We start from the raw sequence: 22,910 nt of genomic DNA, 5'->3' as shown, positions 1-22,910 counted from the left end.
TTTTAAATTAGATTTTGTTTTAAATTAAGGCTCTGCTTTAACTAAAATTTAAAACATAGCCTTTTCTTTATAATAGATATATATTAATCATTATATAAACTTCTTAGTATTTCTATTTCTTTTTCATATCCATCAAGGTCATTAGGTGTTTCTAAGAAAAATGGTATGTTACGTAGTTTAGGATGATTAATAATTCTAGCTATGGCCTGAATTCCTAATGATCCTTCACCAATTTTCTCATGTCTATCTTTATGACTCTTGAATGGATTTTTGCTATCATTTAAGTGTATAGCGTTCAATCTTTCCAGTCCTATAACTCTATCAAACTCTTCTAGCACTCCATCTAAATCATTAACAATATCATATCCAGCATCATATACATGACAAGTATCAAGACATACACCCATGTGCTCCTTAAGTTCAACTCTACTTATAATCTCTGCTATCTCTTCAAATCTTCTTCCAATCTCTGAACCTTTACCCGCCATAGTCTCTAAAAGCACCTTTGTAGTTTGCTCTGGCTTTAACACAGTATTAAGCATATCTACAATATAGGTAATTCCAACATCCACACCTTGCTTAACGTGACTTCCTGGGTGGAAGTTATAAAAATTATTTGGAAGGTATTCCATTCTAGCTAGATCATCAGCCATAGTCTCTACAGCAAACTCTCTTGTTCTCTCATCTGCTGAGCAAGCATTTAGGGTATATGGTGCATGAGCTAATATTTTAGAGAAATTATTCTCTTTCATTATCTCTAAAAGGCCTTCAACATCCTTTTCATCTATATCCTTTGCCTTTCCGCCTCTTGGATTACGAGTGAAAAATTGAAATGTATTACCTCCAATTTCTACTGCTTCCCGCCCCATATTTTTAAATCCTTTAGTAGTTGATAAGTGACATCCTATATTTAACATTTAATTCCCTCCATCTTGTACTAATATCTATTTTAATAAGTATTATTATACTGACCTACTTTACTATATTGATAAAATTCTACTCTTTATAAACCATATTGTAACAAAACAATTTTAAATGGATTTTACAATATATTTTTATATGAATTCTAGTCTCTTATTAATCTAGGCTTAATAAAATAATACTATAATATATGTATTTACACAATGGATAATGTTTATTAATTAATAATTAAGATGTATTTACCTCAACTTTTATAGTTATATAAATACTTTCTATTTATATTCCTTCATATATTCTCCGTGAGCCTCTATTAATTCATCACACATTGCTACGATATCTTCAACGGAAAGCTCGGCAGCGGTATGTGGATCAAGCATTGCTGCTTGATAAATCTGCTCCCGTTTCTGAGTGATTGCGGCTTCGATAGTTAGTAATTGAGTGTTAATATTAGTCATATTCATAGCAGCAAGCTGAGGAGGCAGCTTACCAACATGGCATGGAGTGATTCCCATTGCATCTACTAAACATGGAACTTCAACACATGCCTCAGAAGGCAGGTTTTCAATTAAGCCAGTATTCAGTAGGTTTCCTCCAATTTTACAAGGCTTATTGGTAACTATTGCTTCCATAATGTACGATGCGTATTCGGAAGATCTCTTATGAGTTATCTTTCCGTTATTTAAAATATTTTCTTTTTCTTTTTTCCAACCTTGAATTTGATCTATACAACGTCTTGGATATTCATCTAATGAAATATTAAATTTGTCAATCAATTCTGGGTACTTACTTTTAATAAATAAAGGATTGTATTCTGCATTGTGCTCACTGGATTCTGTGCAGTAATATCCTAAATGCTTTATATACTCATAACGAACCATGTCATCATGTTTTTCATTGGCATTTTTTTCAGCAGCTCTTTTTCTAATCTCAGGATATAAATCATTTCCGTCTTTATCATATATTTCAAGAAGCCATGCCATATGGTTGATGCCAGCTATAAGTTCCTTTCTTCCCTCAAGCTTTTCTTCCATGCCTAAATTTTTTAATAAATAATGAGAGCATACTTGTACACTGTGACATAAACCAACTGTTTTAATTTTAGTATATCTTTGCATATATCCTGTAAGTATTGCCATAGGGTTTGTGTAATTTAAGAGCCATGCATTCGGACATGCTTCTTCCATATCTCTTGCAAAATCTCTCATAACAGGAATAGTACGTAACCCTCTCATAATTCCACCAATTCCTAAAGTGTCTGCAATAGTTTGGCGAAGACCATATTTCTTAGGAATCTCAAAATCAATAATAGTGCATGGGTCATAAAACCCTACTTGAATAGCATTAACTACAAAGTTAGCATCTCTGAGTGCTTCCTTTCGATTTTCTACTCCCAAATATGTTTTAATAATAGAACGATCTTCATTAACATTATGATTGATTGCCTTTAAAATAATTTCTGATTCTTCTAGTCGTTTCTTATCAATATCATATAATGCAACTTCACAGTCTCTCAAAGCAGGAGTGCACATACAATCACCTATGACATTTCTAGCAAATATAGTGCTTCCTGCACCCATAAATGTAATCTTAAGCATAATAATATCCACCTTTCTATTGTTGTAATTATTCACTATATATATTTTAATCCTTATAGAAAATAATACTATTAAGTTTTGTTTCAAATAATTGTCATTATGTTGAATTCTTTCGAATTTATGTTATCATAAATGTAAATATATTTTAAAAATATGAACATATTTTGAAAGGATTTGTTTTATGGTAAATTCTATTGAATATGCAGAATATGAAGAATACGCAGAATATATAATCAATAGTCCTTTATATGTTAACAGTTCACTAACCTTACTTTTGTGTGGATGGGAAAACTGTCATCCTGGTCATCGCTTCGGCCCAGCCATTCGCCCTCACTATCTCTTTCATTATATCTTGAGAGGTAAGGGAAAATTTTATGCCGGTGATCGTTGTTATTGTCTTACCGAAAAACAAGGATTTCTGATTTTTCCAGGTGAATCCACCTACTATGTTGCTGATGATGAAGATCCCTGGGATTATTGCTGGGTTGCATTTGATGGTTATGAGGTAAAAAGTATTTTAAACCACTGTAATCTTTCAAAAGAAAATCCTATTTTTACAGACAATTGTGATGGTATTGTTAAACAGGAATTGATGAAGCTTGTTCAACTATTTGAAAGTGCTCAGTTTAATGAATATGATGTAATTGGACATTTATATCTAGTATTTTCTAAGATGCAGCAAGAAAAAAAAGAACAGACGAAAGTTTGTGATAAGAATTATTCCGATAGAGCAATAGAATTTATAAGGCTCAATTACAGCTATGATATTAAAATTGAAGATATAGCAAAAAATATTGGCATACACAGAACATATTTGTATAAAATCTTTGTGAAGGTATATAATGTATCCCCACAGCAATATTTAATTCAGTTTCGTCTTCATGTAGCATGTAAACTGTTAGAAAGTTCTAATATCAGCATCACAGAAGTATCCTATTCTTGTGGGTTTAAAGATACACCAGCCTTTTATAAGCATTTTAAGTGTTATTATGGTATTACCCCGACAGCATATAGGAATAAATATGTGTGGAGATTAGGAGTCCAGTCAGAGTAATAAAATATGGTTATATATTAAACTAGCTGATTTATATATATATTTTACTAAAGGATTTTCACTAACCGTTTTATTCCTGATATCGTGGTCGAGTGAAAAAATGAACATAGGCTGAAAAACTCATAAATATAATTAAATGTACAAGCTTTTAAATTTTTCAACTAATAAAGAGGCTTTGGTAAATAAATTTATACCAAGCCTCTTTAATCTTATAATTTAAATTATTTAACTTTATATGCTAATATAATCTCTCCACCTATATCTCTTTCATCAGTAGCTATGAAGCCAAGATCTATGTAAAGCTCATAGGCTAGTTTATTATCTTCAAAAACACTAGTATAAATAATACTAACTTCATATTCCTTAGGTACAATTTCCATTAATCTAAGCATTGCTCTTTTTCCATGTCCAATCCCTTGATACTTTTCATCTATCATTATTCTATCTATCCAAGCATTCCTATTTTCTCCGAAACATCCATACATGGCAAATCCTATAATTATATCTTTTGAACAAATGCATACAGGATGCCATCTATTATCAGACCTAGCTTCTTCTAAGCATTGGTCCACTGTTTCAATGAAATTTTCTTGCCCACTCTTTAATTTTATTTTTCTTACTATTTCTTCGTTACTACTATCTATATCCTCGAAATATATTTCATGCATAAGTCTAACCTCTCTACCTAAAACATCTTATTTTTAACCTTCTTTATTTGTCCTTATTCCTTCTTCTACAGAGTATATGGAAACTCCTGCTCAAATTTAAATAAATAGGTAAGTCAGCCACCTTCCACCGCCATACTAAAGGCTCTTTCCATAATTACAATATCTATATCTTAAATTAGCACCTAATTTATTTAACAAAATGCTTGATGAATAGATTTTTATAATAATCACAAAATAAAGTTGAATTCAAAATGTTAAAGGAGGTTAAATTTATGAAACTAGAAGATAACGCTGAGCTACGTGAAAAAGCTAAACAAATGCTTATAGATGGTGAATCTTACGATAAAATTATGGACGTAACTCATTTAAGATTAAAGGAGGTTAAAAGAATTGAGAGAGAAGAAGTAAGTAGCCACTTCTAATTAAACAAATGCTAAATGGGATATAAGTTTCATATAGCTTATATCCTATTTATTATTTAATATCTCAATAAATTTTGTAGCTGCTGGTGAAAGAGATACACTCTTTAAAAAGCAAAGTCCGATACTTCTTTTAGGTATTTTCTCCTCTAATTTCACCTCATATACTATACCTTTCTCTATATATTCTTTTGAAAATTCTTTAATAACACAGGCTATACCTAAATTTGCCCTTGCAAATTCTAATAATAAATCATAGGATCCTAATTCGATTTCTGTAGTAATTTTAACTCCTCTAGACATCATGTATTTCTCTATATATTGTCTAGATATAGATTTTTGTTCTAATAATATTAATGGTAATTTTGTTATTTCCTCAAAGCTAATTGACTTAGAGCACATATCCTTATACTTATTTCCACAAACAAATATATCATGGATGTCCATACACTCTCTAAGTTCTAGTGCAGAATCTTCAATTGGGAAATTACAAATTGCAATATCTATTTCCCCTGATTTTACACTTGCACAAAGCTCTAAAGTTGTTGCATTTATTATTTTAAATTTTATATTGGGGTATTCCTTGTGAAATTGTTCTAAATAGGGTAATAAAAAATATCTTGATATGGTATCTCCTACCCCTATTTTTAAATCTCCTATCATCATATTTTTAATTTTTAAAAGTTTGTCTTCTCCAACATGGATTAAATTCATAGCAGAACTAGCATACTCAAATAAAATTCGTCCTTCATTTGTAAGTATAACCCCCTTAGAAGTTCTTGTGAATAGCCTTATATCTAGTTCTCTTTCTAGCTGCATGATGGATTGACTTACTGCGGGTTGAGTCATATATAACTCTTTAGCGGCCTTGGAAAAACTTTCGTGCTTTCCTACCATACAAAACACTTTATATAAATCTAATTTACTTATCATATAAGTACTCCTTATATCTATTATTCAATCTATTTATTTTACTTATACCATTAAAATGGTGTATATTACAAGTGTAGGTTTTAAAAATTAATATAATTTTACATGAAGGAGATGTTATAATTGGAAAGAGTCGTTGGAACTGTTGTTAGAGGACTTCGTTGCCCAATCATAAACAAAGGAGATAACATTGAAGAAATCGTTGTAGATAGCGTATTAACTGCTGCTAAAGTTGAAGGTTTCTCAATTAATGATAAAGATGTAGTTACTGTAACTGAATCTGTAGTTGCTCGTGCACAAGGGAACTATGCATCTATAGACAATATTGCTAAAGACGTAAAATCAAAGTTTGGTGAAGATACTGTAGGAGTAATATTCCCAATATTAAGCCGTAACCGTTTTGCTATATGCCTTCGTGGTATTGCAAAGGGGGCTAAGAAAATTGTTTTAATGCTTAGCTATCCTTCTGATGAAGTTGGTAACCATTTAGTAGACTTAGATATCCTTGATGAAAAAGGAGTTAATCCTTGGACAGATGTCCTAACTGAAAAGCAATTCCGTGAGCACTTCGGATTCAATAAACATCCATTCACTGGTGTTGATTATATTGAATATTATAAATCACTAGTTGAAAGCTATGGAATAGAGTGTGAAGTTATATTCTCAAATAATCCAAAAACTATATTAGAATATACAAAGAGTGTACTTACTTGTGATATTCATACTAGATTCAGAACTAAGAGAATATTAAAAGCAAATGGTGGAGAAAAAATTTATAGCCTTGATGATATTTTATCTGCATCAATTGATGGTAGTGGTTTCAATGAAGCTTATGGACTTTTAGGCTCAAATAAATCTACAGAGGAAACAGTCAAACTTTTCCCTCGTAACTGTCAACCAGTAGTTGATAATATACAAGCTATGATTAAAGAGAAAACTGGAAAAACTGTTGAAGTTATGATTTATGGAGATGGAGCATTCAAAGATCCAGTAGGTAAGATTTGGGAGCTTGCTGACCCAGTTGTATCACCTGCATATACTTCAGGACTTGAAGGTACTCCAAATGAAGTTAAATTAAAATATCTTGCTGATAATAACTTTGCTGATTTAAAAGGTGACGAACTTAAGTCTGCTATCTCTGAATATATTAAAAATAAAGAGTCTGATTTAGTAGGTGCTATGGAATCACAAGGTACTACTCCAAGAAGACTTACTGATCTTATAGGTTCATTATCTGATTTAACTTCTGGAAGTGGAGATAAGGGTACTCCTATAATCTTTATCCAAGGTTATTTCGATAATTACACTAAATAATCTAATGAAATTAATGTTATTTCTTATCCTACTTATATAAAAAATAGCTCAAGGATTTTCTTTATCCTTGAACTATTTTTTTATATATAATTTATCATACTTTATTACTTAGTGTTATATTTTTTAGATATACTATACTACTTTTTATAAGAGCTTTTTAGAGATACAGTTCTATTAAACACCAGCCTCATTTTTAATCTGTATTTTATTATAACTATTTAATGTTATACCTATGCTCTTATACCTTTAACTGTAAAGTTTCCAAACTTCGAATGTACTATTGCAGTTAAATTATTTCCCTCAACTTTTCCCTTAGCAGTATACGCTATTTTCGTTATAAATTTTTTAAATTCTCCTGAGAACTCAAATTCATTACCATTTACGGTTCGTCCATAAAAAGTGCTAGTTACACCTTTAGCTTTTAAACTTCCACTAAGTCTATCTTCACTTACTATAAATTCTATTGTTCCCTTTTCTAATCCCATAGGAGTTTGCATTGAAATATAATATTTACCTTCCATTTTATCTCCTCCTTTAAATCTAAGTCACCTATACATATATATTCAAAAGAATAACTTTTAGTTACAATATATTAAAATCTATTAACCTTTAATAAACTCTTATTTATATGAAGTATTTATTGATTTTATTAACCAATTCAAATCTTTAAAGGTCATTAATACTCCACTACCTAGTACACTTCTTGAAATCTTCTCCATCTTCTTAAAATATTTGTATAAAGCTTATTGTATAAAAACTTATTGAAATTTGTGATATTACTTATAAATATAAAAAGCTATCTCAAAACAATTAATTAATCTTGAAATAGCTCTTTATGTGTATTATTAAATTTAAAACTTTAGTTTATTCGTGTAATCCAAATCCACTTATTATTAATGTAGCCCAATCTTCACTTTCTTTTTCAATCCACTTATATTCTATATCGAGTTCTTTAAGCCAAGCATTAAGCCCATAACTTTTTTTGCTTACATTTGGAGACTTTCTTCCGAATATTTCTTTTATAGTCTCAAGTAATTCAGCTTGTTCTTCTTGACCAAGGGGTCTATCAATTACATTGCTTATCTCTATACAGCATTGTGCATATGATGAATGATCTTCAAAATATAGCTCATTAGCAAGTCCTATTCTTTTCTCATTTAATTCTTTAATTACATCATTAATTTCATCAATATTTGATAAATACTTCTTAGCTACTCCCATAGAATCAATGTCATTATCTAGTCTATTTATTTGCTTTTCTAATCTTTCATATCTCATATATTTTTCTCACTTTACATATTTATTTTGTCATATACAGAGTTTGTATTTAATCAATAAAACTTCTTGTCTTATGTTGCATATTCATTTACATTTCTCTTAATGCCAATAATCTATTATAACATTAAAAATAATTGTTGCAATTAACTTCTTTCAATCTTAACTTTACTTCCACCTCTACCTGCTTCTGCTGGAGTAAGTACTAATTTTACTGGCACCCTATTTTTTATAGATTCTACGTGACTTATTATTCCTACCTTAAGCTTATCATTATGGATTCTCTCTAGGGAACTCATAACTACTTCTAATAAATCATCATCTAGTGTTCCAAATCCTTCATCTAAGAAGAATAACTCTAATGGTGCTGTTCCTTTAAGTTGAATCTCTGAGGATAGTGCTAGTGCTAATGCTAGGGACGTTAGAAAAGTCTCTCCTCCTGAAAGTGTAGAGGCATCCCTTGAGGCTCCTCCATTTTTATAGTCTCTTATTATAAATTTTCCCTGCTCATCTACTTCTAGTCCATAGGTTCCACTAGTAATTTCCTTAAGCCTTTTAGAAGCTTCCATGGATACATATTTAAGTCTAGTAGCAGCTACAAACTCAACAAACTTTTTACCCTTAAATAGTTTTTCTAAATCATCAAGAAGAGCTAGTTTATGATCTAATTTTTCTTTTTTACCTAGCAATCCCTTTAACTCCACTAGCTTTTTCTTTATATGGTTGACTTCTTCTGAATATCTTATATTTACTTCCGTCAAAGCTTTTATTTCTTCTTCTTTTACAGTCTTTTCTTCTTGAATCTGCTGCCAAGCTTCTTTACTTACTTCTCTTCCATTTACCTTTATAAGTAAACTTTCAATGGCTCCATTAACCTTAGATATGCTGTTATTGTATTCTTCTATAGAGGTCTTTAATCTCTCAATTTCCACCTTAGAGATTACACTAACCTTAACCTTCTCTATATCTTCAAAGCTTTCATTCTTTAAAATCTCATTCAAGTAAGCCCCTTCTTCTCCTTCTCGTTTATCTAACTGCCTAACCTTACTTATGATATCTATTAAAGCTTCATTACAGTTCTTGAAATCTTCTTCCATGGATTCCTTTTTCTTATCATAATCATTAAAGAAATCTTCTATAGTTTTTATTTCTTCCTTAAGATGCATTAATAAATCCTTGAGATTATCCATATCTCCTACCTTAGCTTTTATTTGAAGCTCCTTCTCTTCTGCACTTTTTTCCTTTTCTATAAGGGCAGATTTTTCTTTAGCTAAGTTTTCTCTAAGAGAATTTATGCTTATCTGTATGGATTCCTTATTATCTATTAAATCATCTAATGCCCTTCTATACTTTCTTATGTTCTTTTCTAACTCTTCTCTTTCTTTTTCTATCCTTAATATTTCTTTATTTTTTTCTTGAAAATTTTCTACATTGATAGAAGTTCTTATGTTAATTATATCATTTTCTAAAACACTGCAAGATAGAGTGTTTTTATTATATTCTAGCTCTACATCCTTATATTGCTTTTCCTTTTCTTCTACTACTGATTTTATAATATTTCTTTTACCTTCTAAGGATAGTTTTTCTTCTTTTAAAACCTTTATAAAATTATCTAGGACTTCTCTATCTTTGTTATACTTTGATAACTCTTTATCTAGTACTTTAAATCTATCTTCTAATATTACCAGATTTCCAACTTTAAAATCATCGCCTAAAGCTTTTATTTCTAATTCTTTAGCCTTAATATTTTCTTCTAAATTTAATATTTTTGTATTATCCCTAGTAATATTCATTTCTATTTCCTTAAGGTGACTTTCCAATTGATGCAATTTTCCATTTTTTTCATTTAAATCTAAGATTTCTATATGCCTTATATTCTCAACATGATGCTCCAAGGAACCACAAACAGGACACTGCTCTCCCTTATTTAAATTTTCTCTAAGCTCACTTGCTAAGGTCTCAACTTGTAAATCTAATATTTCTGTCTTTAAACCATTAATAGTTTCATCTATACTAGCCTTGGTTTCCTGATACTCACTTACAGCTTCTCTTAATTTTTTTATAATTTCTTCTGAGTTCTTAATATCTTCAGTTGCAAGGTTGCACTTTCTAGCCTTTTCTCCCTCCTCTGATATCCTTCTTTGAAGATTTAAAAGGTCAGTAGGTTCTCCTGGACAAGTATTAATTAGATTTTCTAACTCATCTTCCTTCTCCTTAAGCAATGCTTCCTTTTTATTAAGTTCTTCTGTGAGTAATCCTTCTTTTATATGTTCTTCTTCTATAAACTTTTTTAGTTTTGTTAAAGTTAACTTATCTTTATCTACTATAGTTTTTAAGTCCACATATCTTTCATTAAGTCTAATGCCCCTTTGAACTTTTTCCTTTAACTCACTATCTATTTTAAGGACTTGAAATTTCTCCTCTGTTTCTTTTATTACATTTCCTCCCTTAAGAATTCTTTCACCTAAAATGTTTATTTCTCTCTGGGCTTTCTGTTCCTGCTCCTTTAAACTTTTAACACTTTCCTTTAATTCGTTAATACTAACTCTTAAAGCATCTAAGTTTTTCTTTTCTATTAAAGAATCCCTAACCTTTTCTTCTTTCACTTTTAAATCAGGTAATTCTTTATCTTTTTTATTTCTCCAAAAATCCCACTTACTTTGCAGTTCATCTTTTTCTACTTTTAATTTTTCATATTGAAGATTTAAGGTATTTTCCTTTTCCTTTGAAGTTTTTAAATCCCTTAGGGTATTTTCATAGTTTTCCACATAAGGTAAAACCCTAGCTGCCCCTTCAACAATTTTTAGTTTTTCATTATACCCTTCTATTTCTTGGGCTTTTTCCATTAGATTTTCTTTCTTTTCCTCATAGGCTTTAATATCTAAGATTAACTTCCAAACTTCTTCTTTTTCCTTGAAATCTACTTCTAACTTTTTAAGTTCCTCATTACCTTTTATTAATTTATCTGTTGAATTTTTTAGTTCATCCTCTTTTTCTTTTAATGTATCCTCATTGATATTTTCATAGCCCTTAAGCTCACCAGATAGCTCCGTGTATTTATTTTCTTCCTTAGTTATCTCAGCCTTAAGCTTACTTGAAAGATTATCTCCATACTTTTGCAAGTTAAATAATCTCTCTAGCATATCTCTTCTAGCTCTACCTTCTAGCTTTAAAAACTCACTAAATTTTCCTTGAGGTAACACTACAGTTCTAGTAAAATCATCTAAACTTAATCCTATAATCTCTCTACAAGCTCCAGTAACTTCCTTCACCTTATCAGCTAATATTATAGGCTCCTCTGAAGTTATATCCATTATCTTACATCTTCCTGATATAGGGTTACCTGTCTTCTTGTCTCTCTTAAATTCTCTATCTACAACATATCTTTTAGGCTCTACTCCTGAAATTTGAAAAGTATAACTTAAAGCTAGGCTATCACAATTAGTATTTATAAAATTTGAGCTTTTTCTTGAAACCTCTCCATATAAAGCTAGAGTTATTCCATCTAATACTGTAGACTTTCCACTACCAGTAGGTCCAAATATACCAAAAAAACCTTGCTCTGTAAGCTTTTCAAAATCTATAAATTGCTCTTCATTAAAGCTATTTAATCCCTTAATTTTAAGGCTGATTGGTTTCATTATCTTCGCCTCCCTCTTCTGAAATTATAGACATAAGTAAATCAACCACTTCATCTTCTGCATCTACTCCTCTTTCTCTTTTATAAAAATCCTTAAATATCTCTTCAAAGGATTTTTCTGAAAGACTCCTAGCATTTTCATACGCTTCCTCCACACCTATAATCTTAGGCATAATTTCTAGTATATCGCTTTTTAATGTCTTCATTTTCTTTATTTCATCTTCATTTATATATCTATCTGTAGAAATTTCAAGATAAACCCAACAATTTCTATCCTTATTTTCCTCACACTTTAATATAGCTTCCTCTACCCCATTGCATTTCCAAACTTCAATAGGCTTATAAACCTTTATTTCCACTTCTTCTATGACACTGTCCTCTCCAGGCTTTACATCTACAATAAAACATTTATTTTTAAAACTGATTTCCTTTTTATTATAGTGAAGAGGAGAACCTGAATATCGTGCTCTTTTATTAGTTCCAGGAACTATTTGAGGCTTATGCACATGGCCAAGGGCTATATATTGAGCTGACTTTGGAAAACAACTTCCGTTTACTATGTAGCTTCCCCCTAGTTGTATACTTCTCTCTGAACCACTTTCTTCACTTCCCATGGCAAAGAGATGTGATACCACTAAATTTATAGTGTCCTCTTTATAATGACTTTCTAAAGAGTGAAATAACTCATGTATTCTATCACTATATGACATTAATTTTTCTTCTTCACTTTCCATACCACTATATAATATCTCATTTAATCTCTTTTCACTTGGATAAGGTACTGTTAATATAACTGCCCTTTCCCCGTTAACTTCGATTTCAATAAATCCTTCCCCTGATTCAATAAGTCTGTGGTTTCCATAACCCCCTGGCTGAACTACAGTTTTAGGAGTTCCCACCATAATTATTCCATGATCCATGGCTAAAGGTCCTGCTGCTACTAACCTCTCTGGATTATCATGATTTCCTGATATTACAAGGGTTAGCCTTTCACCCTCTCTAGAAAGTCTCTTTAAAGTATCATAAAACATTTTTTCAGCCCTAGCTGGTGGATTACTTGTATCATAGACATCTCCTGCAATAATAACTAAATCTATATTGTTTTCTTCTACTATATTTACAAAGTCCTTTAAAAACTCTTCTTGCTCATCCATTCTACTCTGACCTTCTAGATTTTTTCCTAGATGCCAATCCCCAGTATGAAGTATTCTCACCTTAATTCCTCCCTCATTAATCTAAATCTATTTCTTTAAATCCTATAAAATCTTCACCTTTAAATTTCATAACAATAATCCAAGGCATAATACTTTTTATTCTATTAAACTCCTCATATCCAAAACTTTTATTATAATAATTCAATATTGTACTTAAAGCTGTACCATGAGTTCCTACTACTACATTTTTGCCTTTATTCTCATCTAATATTTCTTTTATTGCTTTTATATTTCTCTCTTGTACTTGTCTAAGACATTCTCCTTTAGATAGCTTGTACTCAAAATCCTCCCATTGATATTTTGCAAAACTATTAAAATCATCTATCCATTGATCCGTAATAGTCCTTTCCCTTAAGTCATCCTTAGTTACTACTTCTAAGTTTAATGTGTCGGCTAGCACCTTAACTGTATCTATTGCACGTTTATATGGACTTGAATAAATAACATGTATTTGTTTGCTCATTAATACTTCTGCTACTCTTTTACTATCTTCTAATCCTTTATTCGTTAATGGTCTTATCAACTCCTCATGAATTGAAAAATCAGGCTCACAATGTCTTACAAAATATATATCTGTCATTTTCCCCCACCCCTTATTAATTAATTTTAATTCTATATTACCTTATCTCATATTATACCTTAAGTTATTTTATAGTATCATCTATGATTAAAAAACTCATTAGTGTTTTGTAAATTCCATGGTTAAAATAAAAAGCTAGAGATTAAAATAATTAATCTCTAGCTCTAAGCTCATTGAAACACTCTATTCTTCTAAACCATAGAATAATTGTATTACATCTCTATCTGGTTTTTTCCCAATATAACTTCCCATTAAAAATGTAACTATAGCTACTACAAGGGCTGGCACTATAGGTTGAACTCCCATTGGCGCAAACTTTGTGATATAAAATATTATAAAGGAACCAACACCACATATCATAGATACTATAGCTCCCATAGCATTAGCCCTTTTCCAATATAAACCAAAAACTACTGGACAAAAGAAAGCAGCCTCTAGACCTCCAAAGGCAAATAGATTAATAAAAGTAAGTAAGTCTGGAGGTTGTATTGCAAGAATAAATACTATGAATCCAATAATTGCTGTAGACCATAGACTCATTTTTGATATTTTCTTTTCAAAATCTCTTCCCTCTTTTACATCACTACTTTTCATAATGTAGTTCATATATATGTCCTTTATAATTGCAGCAGAAGACAAAATTAACATAGAAGACACTGTTGACATTACTGCTGCAAGAGGTGCTGCAAGAAATATTCCAGCAGCTACAGGATGCATAATATTAATAACTAAGGTTGGAATAACAGTATCTGAATTTGTAATTCCTGTTGGAAGAATTGCTGCAGAAAGTACTCCTGCTAAAAGCATTCCAAACATCAGAATGAAGAAAACTACTGTTCCATAAATCATAGCATCATGCATAGACTTACTATTCTTAAATCCCATGGCTCTAACTGTATTTTGCGGAAGACCAAGGGTTCCGACTCCTACTAATACCCAAAATGACATTATATATCCTTTACTAAAATGTTCTCCAGATAAAGGGGTACTCCACACTGGATTAACTTCATTTAAAGTGGCTGAAATAGTATCCATTCCGCCACCAACCTTTATAATGGAGTAAATAATCAATCCTGTACCTATTATCATTATAATTCCTTGAATGGTATCAGTAATTACTACTGCTTTAAAGCCTCCAATGGTAGTATATATAATTACTATTGTACCAAATAAAATTAGTCCTACCAAATAAGAATATCCTGTGATAGATTGGAATAGTACAGCTCCTCCAATAAATTGTGCCACCATAGTTACAATGAAAAATACAACTAAAGCAATAGATGCCATTATAACTACTATTGGTGATTTATATCTTTTGTATAAATAATCAGTAACCGTTACAGCATTAATTTTTCTTGATATTATAGCTAGTTTTTTTCCTAAAATTCCCAGAGTTAAAAATGCTGTTGGAACTTGAGTTACTGCTACAAATACCCAGCTTAATCCTACAGAATATGCAATTCCTGGTCCACCAATAAAACTACTAGCACTAGTATAAGTTGCTATTAGTGTCATGGCAAGAACGAACCCTCCCATAGATCTGCCACCTATGAAATAATTATTTATAAATCCATTTTTAGCATTTTCTCTTGATGCATTTTTGCTAATCCAAACTCCTACAAATAAGTTTAATGCTAAATAAAGTATAATTGGTATTACGATTAACACTTTTCCCATAGTACATTCCCCACTTTATTTTTCCTCATTATTATTCTTTTGATTTTCATCATTTTCTAAGTCTATATCTACAAATAAGTATTTCACAGTAAATGTTACTGCTACAATAAGTATTATTGGTCCTACAAAACTACTTAATACAAACCATAGCGGAAATCCCATTACATATTTATAACTTGATGGATCTCCACTTCCTAAGCCAAAGCCAGTAACATACCACCAAATGAAATAAAGTATATACAAAATAGTAGAAATGATAGCTTCTTTATTAATTTGTCGATTCTTAGCTTTTTCTGATAACTTCATCATCTTACTCCTCTTGATTTCAACATAAATAGATTTCTTAGAGCTCTGCTCCTTACTAATAAGCTTCTTATTTTAACAACATAGTAATATTATCACGTCATCATAGAGTTCACAATGGTTTGCATAATTTATTTTCCCCTAATATAGCATTTTAATTTAAATAAATATAATTTTTTCAAAGAAATATAAATCTTTTTAAATAAAATATAAAAAAACTATTGCATAATTATAACTTATAGTTGTATAATTATGCAATGATATTAAATTATTATACAAGGGGGATAAAATAATGAAAAAAAGTATGTTAAAGAAAATTTTCGCACTAGCTATGGTAGGAACTATGTCACTATCTTTGATGGCGTGTGGTAATAAAGAAAAAGTGGACTTGTTATCCAAAATAAAAGAAGAAGGAAAATTAAAAGTAGGTATGAGTGTTGATTACGCACCTTACGAATTTTTTATCATGGAAAATGGTGAAAAGAAAATGGTTGGTCTAGACATAGATTTAATAAGTGAAATAGCTAAAGACTTAGGTGTAGAATATGAAATTCAAGAAATGGAGTTTAGCACAATTTGTGATGCTACAAGAAATGGAATAATTGATTTGGGAGTATCTGGACTATCTCCTGATGAAGAAAGAAAAGAAATTGTAGATTTCTCAAATATATATTTTAAAGCAGAACAAGGAATATTGATAAACAAAAATAGTGCAGATACTATTAAAAGCATTGATGATTTAAAGGGTAAAAAAGTAGGAGCTCAAAATGGTTCTATACAAGGTACTATAGCTCAAGGAATTGAAAATGCTGATGTTAAGTTATTATCAGAAGTTCCAACCTTAGTTCAAGATTTAATAGCTGGAAATTTAGATGCAGTAATAGTTGAGCTTCCAGTAGCAGATATACAATCTACCGTTCACGATGAATTAGCTGTTGCCAAAGAAAAAATTGGTGATACATCTGGTGGTGGTTCTGCCATAGCTCTTCCAAAGGGACAAAAAGCTTTACTAGAATCAGTTAATAAAACATTAGAAAGATTAGAATCTGAAGGTAAAATACAAGAATATTATAAAAAAGCTATAGAATTAAGTAAAGATGAGGTTACAGCTCAATAATTTTTGCTAGCTACAAAGGAGGAAGCTATGTCTAATTTAAGTTTTAAGTTTTTAGAAAAATATTATCCCGTGTTTATAGAAGGTATTCAATGGACTTTGCTAGTAGCAATGCTATCAGTTATATTGGGAGCAATCCTAGGAACTCTTCTATGCTTCATGAAAAGGTCCAAGTTATCTATATTAAAAGTACCTATTCCTAAGGTTATAGCTTCTGTTTATATAGAATTTATAAGAGGAACACCACTACTACTACAAATTTTTATAGTATATTTTGGTACAACCTCCTTTGGACTTAAGCTTACTCCTGTAGTAGCTTGTGTAATAGCACTCTCTATTAACTCCGGAGCCTATGTGGCAGAAATAATAAGAAGTGGAATCGATGCAGTAGATAAGGGACAATTAGAGGCTGCAAGAAGTCTAGGTATGAATCAAAGAATGGCAATGCAACATATTATATTACCTCAAGCTATAAGAAATATTTTGCCTGCTATTGGTAATGAGTTTGTTGCTATAATAAAGGAATCATCCATGGCATCAGCTATTGGAGTAACAGAAATAACTTATGGTGCTAAGCTAGTTACAGGTGCCACCTATAGAAACTTTGAGCCCTTAATTGTAGCAGCAATCTGCTACTTTATCCTTACATTTACTCTAGGAAGATTAATGGCTTATGCAGAAAGGAGACTTAAAGGAAATGATTCACGTTAAAAATTTAAAGAAAAACTTTGGAGAAATAGAAGTTTTAAAAGGAATTGATGAGCATATAACTAAAGGAGAAGTTGTTGTAATCATTGGTCCTTCTGGTTCTGGTAAGTCTACCTTCTTACGCTGTCTTAATCTTCTAGAAGAACCTACTTCAGGAGAAATTATATTTGAAGGAAACAATATTACTGATAAAAAAGCTAATATAAATAAACTAAGAGAAAAAATGGGAATGGTATTCCAACAATTTAATCTATTTCCTCATAAATCAGTATTAGAAAACATAACTATAGCTCCTATTAAGGTGAAAGGTGAAAAATCACAATTAGCTAATGAGAAAGCTCTATCTCTTTTAAAAATGGTAGGACTAACAGATAAAGCTACCGCTTATCCAAACTCCTTATCTGGTGGACAGAAACAAAGAATAGCTATAGCTAGAGCTTTAGCTATGAACCCAGATGTAATGCTATTTGATGAACCTACTTCTGCTTTAGACCCTGAAATGGTTGGCGAAGTTTTAAATGTTATGAAGGATCTAGCTAAAGAAGGCATGACTATGGTTGTAGTAACTCATGAAATGGGATTTGCAAGAGAAGTTGGAGATAGAATCTTGTTTATGGATGAAGGAAAAATTCTAGAAGAAGGCACTCCAGACGAACTTTTCGGAAATCCTAAAAACCCTAGAACTGTAGACTTCTTATCTAAGGTTTTATAAATCAATAAAATTCTCAATGAATTTTCATAAAATAATTTAGCACAGTATATACTTATCCTTCATATATAAACAGATTTCTAAGCTTCAGAGGGAGTTTTTACTCCCACTTTAAAGAAGATGGGAGTATTAGAGTTGGTAGTCATCGGATAAAGCACACTAAAATAACCAGTAATTTATTTTCAAAATAAATTTACTGGTTATTTATATTACTATTATTTATAATTTCGTAGTAGCATAACCTATATTTATCAATACGCTAAATCAGCCTTTAAAAGTTAAAATGTCTTTTAATGCTTTTCTCTAACTCCAATTTTCACGCCATTTGGATCATGTATAAAGATATATTTTTCCATAGGCCCATTAATTATTTTTATATTTTGCTCCTCTAATTTTCTTACAGCTTTATTGAAGTCATTTACATTAAATACAACAGAAACATTTGAACCATTGACTTTTTCTATCCCTGTAAAATTCTTTGGATATTCTATTAATTCAATAGTTCCAGTCCCTTCATCCTTTAAGAAAACAATGTGTATTCCATCTGGAGTATCTATTCTTTGCATTTCTTTTAACTCTAAAATTTCTTTATAAAACTTTTCTGACTTTTCTAAATCTGCTACTGCTATTGTAACCATTTCTAAATTCATAAATACTACCTCACTTTATTAATTTTACACCTACTACGATATATTTATACTATCCTCTTTATTTATATATTTTATATTAATAGCCTTTATATAATATTACACTTTATTTACATAAAAATTCTACTATAATCTTTTAGTTATTCAAAGGAATTATTTTACATATTACTTGTTACAACCCTCTTACTTATGCATAACTTTACGTCTTAATGTAATCTTAATATCATAGCAAAAGTTATAACGTCATGCTGATTTTAATTATGATATACTTAAAATTATAAGAAATTTTATTTTATAGAGGGAGGTGGATTTTAATGAATACAAATCAAACTGACTCCGATTCCCTAATTGAGCAGCTTTCCTCCATACCAAAAGGGAAGAGGCGAGGAAAGCTTAGAATATATTTAGGTTATGCTGCAGGAGTGGGCAAAACCTGTGCCATGCTAAATGATGCCCATGAGGCGCAAAAAGATGGAATTGATGTGGTTGCAGGCTATATTGAGCCACATGCTCGACCAGAGACCGCAGCTCTATTGGATGGACTGGAACTTTTGAAGCCTCTGGAAATATCACATAAATGTTTGCTTTTAAAGGAATTTGATCTAGACCGTGCCATACGACGAAGACCTGGTCTTATTTTAGTGGATGAACTGGCTCATACCAATGCTCTGGGATGTCGCCATAAAAAAAGATACCAAGATGTGGAAGAGCTTCTTCGAGCTGGAATTGATGTATATACTACAATTAATGTTCAACATATTGAAAGTTTGAATGATGTTGTAGCATCTATTACCGGTATTTCTGTTCGAGAACGGATTCCTGATAGCGTATTTGACAGTACTGATCAGGTTGAACTAGTTGATATTGAACCGGATGATTTAATTGACCGGCTTAATAAGGGGAAAATATATAGAGAAGAACAGGCACAAAGAGCTCTTTCAAATTTCTTTACTAAAGAAAAACTGGTTGCACTGCGTGAAATCGCCCTGCGACGAACTGCGGACCGAGTCAACAGGTCTGCAGTACAGAATAAAGAACCGTTCAGCAAAAGTGAATATTATACCAATGAACATATTTTGATTTGTCTTTCGTCTTCTCCTTCAAATTCAAAAGTTATCCGTACAGCAGCCAGAATGGCTAATGCTTTTCACGGTGCATTTACAGCATTGTTTGTGGAAACTCCTGGATCAAAGGAATTGACAGATAAAAACAAAGCTCAGTTGAGAGCAAATTTAAGGCTTGCAGAACAGCTTGGCGCACAAATAACAACTGTATACGGTGATGATGTTTCAGGTCAAATTGCTGAATATGCGAAAACAAGCAGAGTTTCAAAAATCGTGGTGGGACGCTCCAACAACAAGAGAGGACTTTTTTCAAAATCCTATTTTGTAGATAAGTTAACACTTCTAGCTCCTAATCTTGATATTTATATTATTCCTGACACTTCGAAATCTTTTTCTGTAAAGCGGTCCAAATATTTACATTCTCCTGAGATTTCACTGGCCGACACTGCCAAATCAGTAGGCATTTTAATTATTTCAACATTAATCGGATTTTGGTTTAATTTTTTAGGTTTTAGTGAAGTGAATATTATCACTGTTTATATTCTGGGTGTACTACTAACTGCTATTGCCACCAATGGGAAGATATATAGCTTGGTATCATCGGTTTTTAGCGTGTTGGTTTTCAACTTTTTCTTTACTGAACCCCGTTTCTCTTTGCAAGCGTATAACCCAGGCTATCCAGTAACCTTCTTGGTTATGTTTTTAGCGTCCTTCATCACTAGTTCGCTGACAAAACAGATAAAAGAGCAAGCTAGACAGTCTGCGCAGAAAGCTTACCGCACCGAGGTGCTTTTAGAAACCAGTCGAAAATTGCAGATGGCAAAAGATGAATCTGAAATTTTGAGTGAAACTGCAAATCAGATGGTAAAACTACTGGATAGAACTGTGATTTTTTATTCAGTGCAACAGGATATGTTGTCGGAACCCCTTGTTTTTTCAAAAGAGGAAACAACAGCGGAAATACAGGATTATATTAGTTCAGATGAGCAGGCTGTGGCACTATGGACATATAAAAACAATAAGAGAGCCGGTGCTACAACTAATACCCTTTCAAAAGCAAAATGCCTGTATCTAGCGGTTCGGGGAGGAGATACGGTATTTGCTGTAGCCGCTATTGTTATGGATCGTAAAGCTCCCCTGGAAGCCTTTGAAAAAAATCTGATGATTGCCATACTGGGTGATTGTGCGTTGGTTCTTGAAAAAGAGCAGCTTAATGAAAAACAAAAACAGATTTCCACGCAGATACAGCAGGAACAGCTTAGGGCTAATCTTCTTCGCGCTATTTCTCATGATTTACGTACCCCTCTTACCAGTATTTCTGGAAATGCAGGCATTCTAATGGGAAATTCCGCTGTATTAAGCGAAATGCAAAAAAAAGGCCTTTACACTGACATATATGATGACTCCATGTGGCTTATTAACTTAGTGGAAAATCTGCTTTCTATAACTCGAATTGATAATGGGACAGTGAATTTAAATATGCAGCCGGAGCTTATGGAGGAAGTAATTGCAGAAGCATTGCTTCATATTAATCGGAACAGTGTGAAACATCATATTGAAACCATATTGGATGATGAACTCCTTATGGCAAAAATGGATTCCCGACTTATTATTCAAGTCTTAATCAATATTGTTGATAATGCAATTAAATATACACCCTATGGATCCCATATCATAATTTCGGCAAAACATGAAGAACAGATGGTGCTTGTAGAAATTTCTGACGATGGACCTGGTATAACAGATGAGGCAAAAGCCAGGTTGTTTGATATGTTCTATACGGCTGATAATGTCCGTGGAGATGGGAGGAGAGGATTAGGTCTAGGACTTTCATTATGTAAATCCATGATTACGGCCCATGGTGGTACCATCTATTTAAAAGATAATGTTCCGCATGGTACAGTATTTTGCTTTACCCTGCAAGCAGAGGAGGTAAATTTTTATGAATAAACCCTTAATCCTTGTAGTAGAGGATGACAAGGCAATTCGCAAGCTGATTACTACAACCCTGGAAACACAACGATACCAGTATCATACAGCTGAAACAGGTGAAGCTTCGATTTTAGAAGCCGTTTCCAAACAACCAGACATAATGATTCTGGATTTAGGGCTTCCGGATATGGATGGCGTGGATATTATTAAAAAGGTTCGAGCATGGTCAAACATTCCAATTATAGTAGTCAGTGCACGTAGTGAAGACCGGGATAAAATCGACGCACTGGATGCCGGTGCTGACGATTATTTGACGAAACCTTTCAGCGTAGATGAACTGTTGGCAAGGCTTCGGGTTAGTCTGAGGAGAGTTCGCTATGACAGTGAAAAGCTGTTGAAAGATGCATCCACATTCACTAATGGTAATTTGAAAATTGATTATGCAGCGGGCTGCGTGTGGTTAGAAGAAGAAGAAATACACCTGACTCCAATGGAATATAAGCTTTTATGTCTGCTGGCAAAGAATGTAGGTAAAGTCCTGACACATAATCATATTCTCCATGAAATCTGGGGTAATTATACTAACGACATTCCTGCCCTCCGTGTTTTTATGGCAACCCTTCGAAAGAAAATAGAAAGAACACCATCTCATCCAAAGTACATTCAAACCCATATTGGAGTTGGCTATCGAATGCTTCGAGTTGGAGATGACAGCAAAGTTCTTTAATGCATTTTCCTAAATTTCATTTAAAACAGTAATTACAAATAATAATCCATGCTTTTCTTTATAAAAGCATGGATTATTTTATTTTTCTCAAATTTTATCTATATAATAACCCCTTAAAGATTATCTTAATGCATTCTTAATTCGCCCATTAAAACGTTAATCCATAACTAATAACATAAGTGATAAACTGAATTAGTAGTTAAAATATGAGGAGGATTTTTGCATGGACTTTTTGATGATTGGTATTTTAGCAATAAGTTTTTTGTTAGTCAAACTGTTGGCTGATTGGTGTGGACGACAGATTGAAAGATCATAGAGGAGGATCATTTATTATGCTATTTCTTGGAATTCTAATTTTAGCATTGGGAGCGTACTTGCTATACGCCTTGGTAAATCCCGAAAAATTTTAGCAGGAAAGT

Annotated in this window: 21 protein-coding genes; 9 read left to right on the top strand and 12 right to left on the bottom strand. The window is 31.8% G+C overall.

The window, feature by feature from the left end:
- Positions 1–83: 83 nt before the first annotated feature.
- Positions 84–917 carry a deoxyribonuclease IV gene (locus ABDZ93_RS10650; protein ID WP_343826221.1) on the bottom strand — a complete coding sequence of 278 codons (834 nt, stop codon included), beginning with the start codon at positions 915–917 and terminating at the stop codon, positions 84–86.
- 276 nt (positions 918–1,193) lie between these two features.
- Positions 1,194–2,516 (bottom strand): alpha-glucosidase/alpha-galactosidase, encoded by a 1,323-nt coding sequence (gene melA, locus ABDZ93_RS10645; protein WP_343826219.1) that lies wholly within the window; start codon positions 2,514–2,516, stop codon positions 1,194–1,196.
- Positions 2,517–2,790: 274 nt separating this feature from the next.
- Here melA and ABDZ93_RS10640 point away from each other — a divergent pair, with 274 nt between their 5' ends.
- Positions 2,791–3,570, top strand: a complete 780-nt coding sequence (locus tag ABDZ93_RS10640) for an AraC family transcriptional regulator (protein WP_343826989.1) — start codon at positions 2,791–2,793, stop codon at positions 3,568–3,570.
- Between the two features lie 221 nt (positions 3,571–3,791).
- Here the strand turns inward: ABDZ93_RS10640 and ABDZ93_RS10635 are convergent, their stop codons facing one another.
- On the bottom strand, positions 3,792–4,238 hold the full coding sequence (locus tag ABDZ93_RS10635; protein ID WP_343826217.1) for a GNAT family N-acetyltransferase: 447 nt from the start codon (positions 4,236–4,238) through the stop codon (positions 3,792–3,794).
- A gap of 272 nt (positions 4,239–4,510) precedes the next feature.
- Between ABDZ93_RS10635 and ABDZ93_RS10630 the strand changes: the two genes are divergently transcribed.
- On the top strand, positions 4,511–4,660 hold the full coding sequence (locus ABDZ93_RS10630) for a hypothetical protein (protein ID WP_343826215.1): 150 nt from the start codon (positions 4,511–4,513) through the stop codon (positions 4,658–4,660).
- A 45-nt stretch (positions 4,661–4,705) separates the two neighbouring features.
- Here the strand turns inward: ABDZ93_RS10630 and ABDZ93_RS10625 are convergent, their stop codons facing one another.
- Positions 4,706–5,590 carry a LysR family transcriptional regulator gene (locus ABDZ93_RS10625; RefSeq protein WP_343826213.1) on the bottom strand — a complete coding sequence of 295 codons (885 nt, stop codon included), beginning with the start codon at positions 5,588–5,590 and terminating at the stop codon, positions 4,706–4,708.
- A 120-nt stretch (positions 5,591–5,710) separates the two neighbouring features.
- Between ABDZ93_RS10625 and ABDZ93_RS10620 the strand changes: the two genes are divergently transcribed.
- Positions 5,711–6,901, top strand: coding sequence for a coenzyme F420-0:L-glutamate ligase (locus ABDZ93_RS10620; protein ID WP_343826212.1), 1,191 nt, complete (start codon positions 5,711–5,713; stop codon positions 6,899–6,901).
- A gap of 230 nt (positions 6,902–7,131) precedes the next feature.
- Here ABDZ93_RS10620 and ABDZ93_RS10615 read toward each other — a convergent pair whose 3' ends face one another.
- The 7 genes from ABDZ93_RS10615 to ABDZ93_RS10585 all read right to left on the bottom strand — a co-directional run bounded on the left by ABDZ93_RS10615 (position 7,132) and on the right by ABDZ93_RS10585 (position 15,596).
- Positions 7,132–7,422, bottom strand: coding sequence for a hypothetical protein (locus ABDZ93_RS10615; protein ID WP_343826210.1), 291 nt, complete (start codon positions 7,420–7,422; stop codon positions 7,132–7,134).
- A 343-nt stretch (positions 7,423–7,765) separates the two neighbouring features.
- Positions 7,766–8,179, bottom strand: coding sequence for a hypothetical protein (locus tag ABDZ93_RS10610; protein ID WP_343826208.1), 414 nt, complete (start codon positions 8,177–8,179; stop codon positions 7,766–7,768).
- A gap of 143 nt (positions 8,180–8,322) precedes the next feature.
- Positions 8,323–11,817, bottom strand: coding sequence for an AAA family ATPase (locus ABDZ93_RS10605; protein ID WP_343826206.1), 3,495 nt, complete (start codon positions 11,815–11,817; stop codon positions 8,323–8,325).
- On the bottom strand, positions 11,798–13,030 hold the full coding sequence (locus ABDZ93_RS10600) for an exonuclease SbcCD subunit D (RefSeq protein WP_343826204.1): 1,233 nt from the start codon (positions 13,028–13,030) through the stop codon (positions 11,798–11,800). Before ABDZ93_RS10600 ends, ABDZ93_RS10605 begins: the two co-directional genes overlap by 20 nt.
- A gap of 16 nt (positions 13,031–13,046) precedes the next feature.
- Positions 13,047–13,610 carry a histidine phosphatase family protein gene (locus tag ABDZ93_RS10595; RefSeq protein WP_343826202.1) on the bottom strand — a complete coding sequence of 188 codons (564 nt, stop codon included), beginning with the start codon at positions 13,608–13,610 and terminating at the stop codon, positions 13,047–13,049.
- 183 nt (positions 13,611–13,793) lie between these two features.
- Positions 13,794–15,287 carry a sodium/pantothenate symporter gene (panF, locus tag ABDZ93_RS10590; RefSeq protein WP_343826200.1) on the bottom strand — a complete coding sequence of 498 codons (1,494 nt, stop codon included), beginning with the start codon at positions 15,285–15,287 and terminating at the stop codon, positions 13,794–13,796.
- 15 nt (positions 15,288–15,302) lie between these two features.
- The gene (locus tag ABDZ93_RS10585; protein WP_343826198.1) at positions 15,303–15,596 is read right to left on the bottom strand and encodes a YhdT family protein; all 294 of its coding nucleotides are present in this window, start codon (positions 15,594–15,596) and stop codon (positions 15,303–15,305) included.
- A 286-nt stretch (positions 15,597–15,882) separates the two neighbouring features.
- On the opposite strand from ABDZ93_RS10585, the gene ABDZ93_RS10580 reads away from it, so the two are divergent.
- The 3 genes from ABDZ93_RS10580 to ABDZ93_RS10570 are packed head-to-tail and all read left to right on the top strand — an operon-like array spanning position 15,883 to position 18,124.
- On the top strand, positions 15,883–16,707 hold the full coding sequence (locus ABDZ93_RS10580) for a transporter substrate-binding domain-containing protein (protein ID WP_343826197.1): 825 nt from the start codon (positions 15,883–15,885) through the stop codon (positions 16,705–16,707).
- A 27-nt stretch (positions 16,708–16,734) separates the two neighbouring features.
- Complete coding sequence (locus tag ABDZ93_RS10575) at positions 16,735–17,415, top strand: amino acid ABC transporter permease (protein ID WP_343826195.1); 681 nt, start codon at positions 16,735–16,737, stop codon at positions 17,413–17,415.
- On the top strand, positions 17,402–18,124 hold the full coding sequence (locus ABDZ93_RS10570) for an amino acid ABC transporter ATP-binding protein (RefSeq protein ID WP_343826988.1): 723 nt from the start codon (positions 17,402–17,404) through the stop codon (positions 18,122–18,124). Before ABDZ93_RS10575 ends, ABDZ93_RS10570 begins: the two co-directional genes overlap by 14 nt.
- A gap of 287 nt (positions 18,125–18,411) precedes the next feature.
- On the opposite strand, the gene ABDZ93_RS10565 is transcribed toward ABDZ93_RS10570, so the two are convergent.
- Positions 18,412–18,771: a VOC family protein gene (locus ABDZ93_RS10565; RefSeq protein WP_343826193.1), complete on the bottom strand. Its 360-nt coding sequence runs from the start codon at positions 18,769–18,771 to the stop codon at positions 18,412–18,414.
- A gap of 311 nt (positions 18,772–19,082) precedes the next feature.
- Between ABDZ93_RS10565 and ABDZ93_RS10560 the strand changes: the two genes are divergently transcribed.
- The 3 genes from ABDZ93_RS10560 (at position 19,083) to kdpF (ending at position 22,901) form a co-directional block, all read left to right on the top strand.
- A complete protein-coding gene (locus ABDZ93_RS10560; protein WP_343826191.1) occupies positions 19,083–21,782 on the top strand; it encodes an ATP-binding protein in 2,700 nt (899 codons plus the stop codon).
- Positions 21,775–22,491, top strand: coding sequence for a response regulator (locus ABDZ93_RS10555; protein ID WP_343826189.1), 717 nt, complete (start codon positions 21,775–21,777; stop codon positions 22,489–22,491). The genes ABDZ93_RS10560 and ABDZ93_RS10555 overlap by 8 nt, the downstream gene beginning before the upstream one ends.
- Before the next feature lie 332 nt (positions 22,492–22,823).
- On the top strand, positions 22,824–22,901 hold the full coding sequence (gene kdpF / locus ABDZ93_RS20080; protein ID WP_425544786.1) for a K(+)-transporting ATPase subunit F: 78 nt from the start codon (positions 22,824–22,826) through the stop codon (positions 22,899–22,901).
- Positions 22,902–22,910 lie beyond the last annotated feature (9 nt).

Origin of the sequence: Clostridium subterminale, from assembly GCF_039521425.1 — a bacterium.
GTDB lineage: Bacteria > Bacillota > Clostridia > Clostridiales > Clostridiaceae > Clostridium_J > Clostridium_J subterminale.
The sequence above is the reverse complement of the archived record's forward strand: the minus strand, read 5'-3'. Positions and strand labels throughout refer to the sequence as shown.

Excerpts from the sequence above, each read along its gene's own strand:
- ABDZ93_RS10650 (WP_343826221.1), bottom strand. The coding sequence starts at position 917 with ATGTTAAATATAGGATGTCACTTATCAACTACTAAAGGATTTAAAAAT.
- melA (WP_343826219.1), bottom strand. The coding sequence starts at position 2,516 with ATGCTTAAGATTACATTTATGGGTGCAGGAAGCACTATATTTGCTAGA.
- ABDZ93_RS10635 (WP_343826217.1), bottom strand. The coding sequence starts at position 4,238 with ATGCATGAAATATATTTCGAGGATATAGATAGTAGTAACGAAGAAATA.
- ABDZ93_RS10630 (WP_343826215.1), top strand. The coding sequence starts at position 4,511 with ATGAAACTAGAAGATAACGCTGAGCTACGTGAAAAAGCTAAACAAATG.
- ABDZ93_RS10625 (WP_343826213.1), bottom strand. The coding sequence starts at position 5,590 with ATGATAAGTAAATTAGATTTATATAAAGTGTTTTGTATGGTAGGAAAG.
- ABDZ93_RS10615 (WP_343826210.1), bottom strand. The coding sequence starts at position 7,422 with ATGGAAGGTAAATATTATATTTCAATGCAAACTCCTATGGGATTAGAA.
- ABDZ93_RS10610 (WP_343826208.1), bottom strand. The coding sequence starts at position 8,179 with ATGAGATATGAAAGATTAGAAAAGCAAATAAATAGACTAGATAATGAC.
- ABDZ93_RS10605 (WP_343826206.1), bottom strand. The coding sequence starts at position 11,817 with ATGAAACCAATCAGCCTTAAAATTAAGGGATTAAATAGCTTTAATGAA.
- ABDZ93_RS10595 (WP_343826202.1), bottom strand. The coding sequence starts at position 13,610 with ATGACAGATATATATTTTGTAAGACATTGTGAGCCTGATTTTTCAATT.
- panF (WP_343826200.1), bottom strand. The coding sequence starts at position 15,287 with ATGGGAAAAGTGTTAATCGTAATACCAATTATACTTTATTTAGCATTA.
- ABDZ93_RS10585 (WP_343826198.1), bottom strand. The coding sequence starts at position 15,596 with ATGATGAAGTTATCAGAAAAAGCTAAGAATCGACAAATTAATAAAGAA.
- ABDZ93_RS10580 (WP_343826197.1), top strand. The coding sequence starts at position 15,883 with ATGAAAAAAAGTATGTTAAAGAAAATTTTCGCACTAGCTATGGTAGGA.
- ABDZ93_RS10575 (WP_343826195.1), top strand. The coding sequence starts at position 16,735 with ATGTCTAATTTAAGTTTTAAGTTTTTAGAAAAATATTATCCCGTGTTT.
- ABDZ93_RS10570 (WP_343826988.1), top strand. The coding sequence starts at position 17,402 with ATGATTCACGTTAAAAATTTAAAGAAAAACTTTGGAGAAATAGAAGTT.
- ABDZ93_RS10565 (WP_343826193.1), bottom strand. The coding sequence starts at position 18,771 with ATGAATTTAGAAATGGTTACAATAGCAGTAGCAGATTTAGAAAAGTCA.
- ABDZ93_RS10560 (WP_343826191.1), top strand. The coding sequence starts at position 19,083 with ATGAATACAAATCAAACTGACTCCGATTCCCTAATTGAGCAGCTTTCC.
- ABDZ93_RS10555 (WP_343826189.1), top strand. The coding sequence starts at position 21,775 with ATGAATAAACCCTTAATCCTTGTAGTAGAGGATGACAAGGCAATTCGC.
- kdpF (WP_425544786.1), top strand. The coding sequence starts at position 22,824 with ATGCTATTTCTTGGAATTCTAATTTTAGCATTGGGAGCGTACTTGCTA.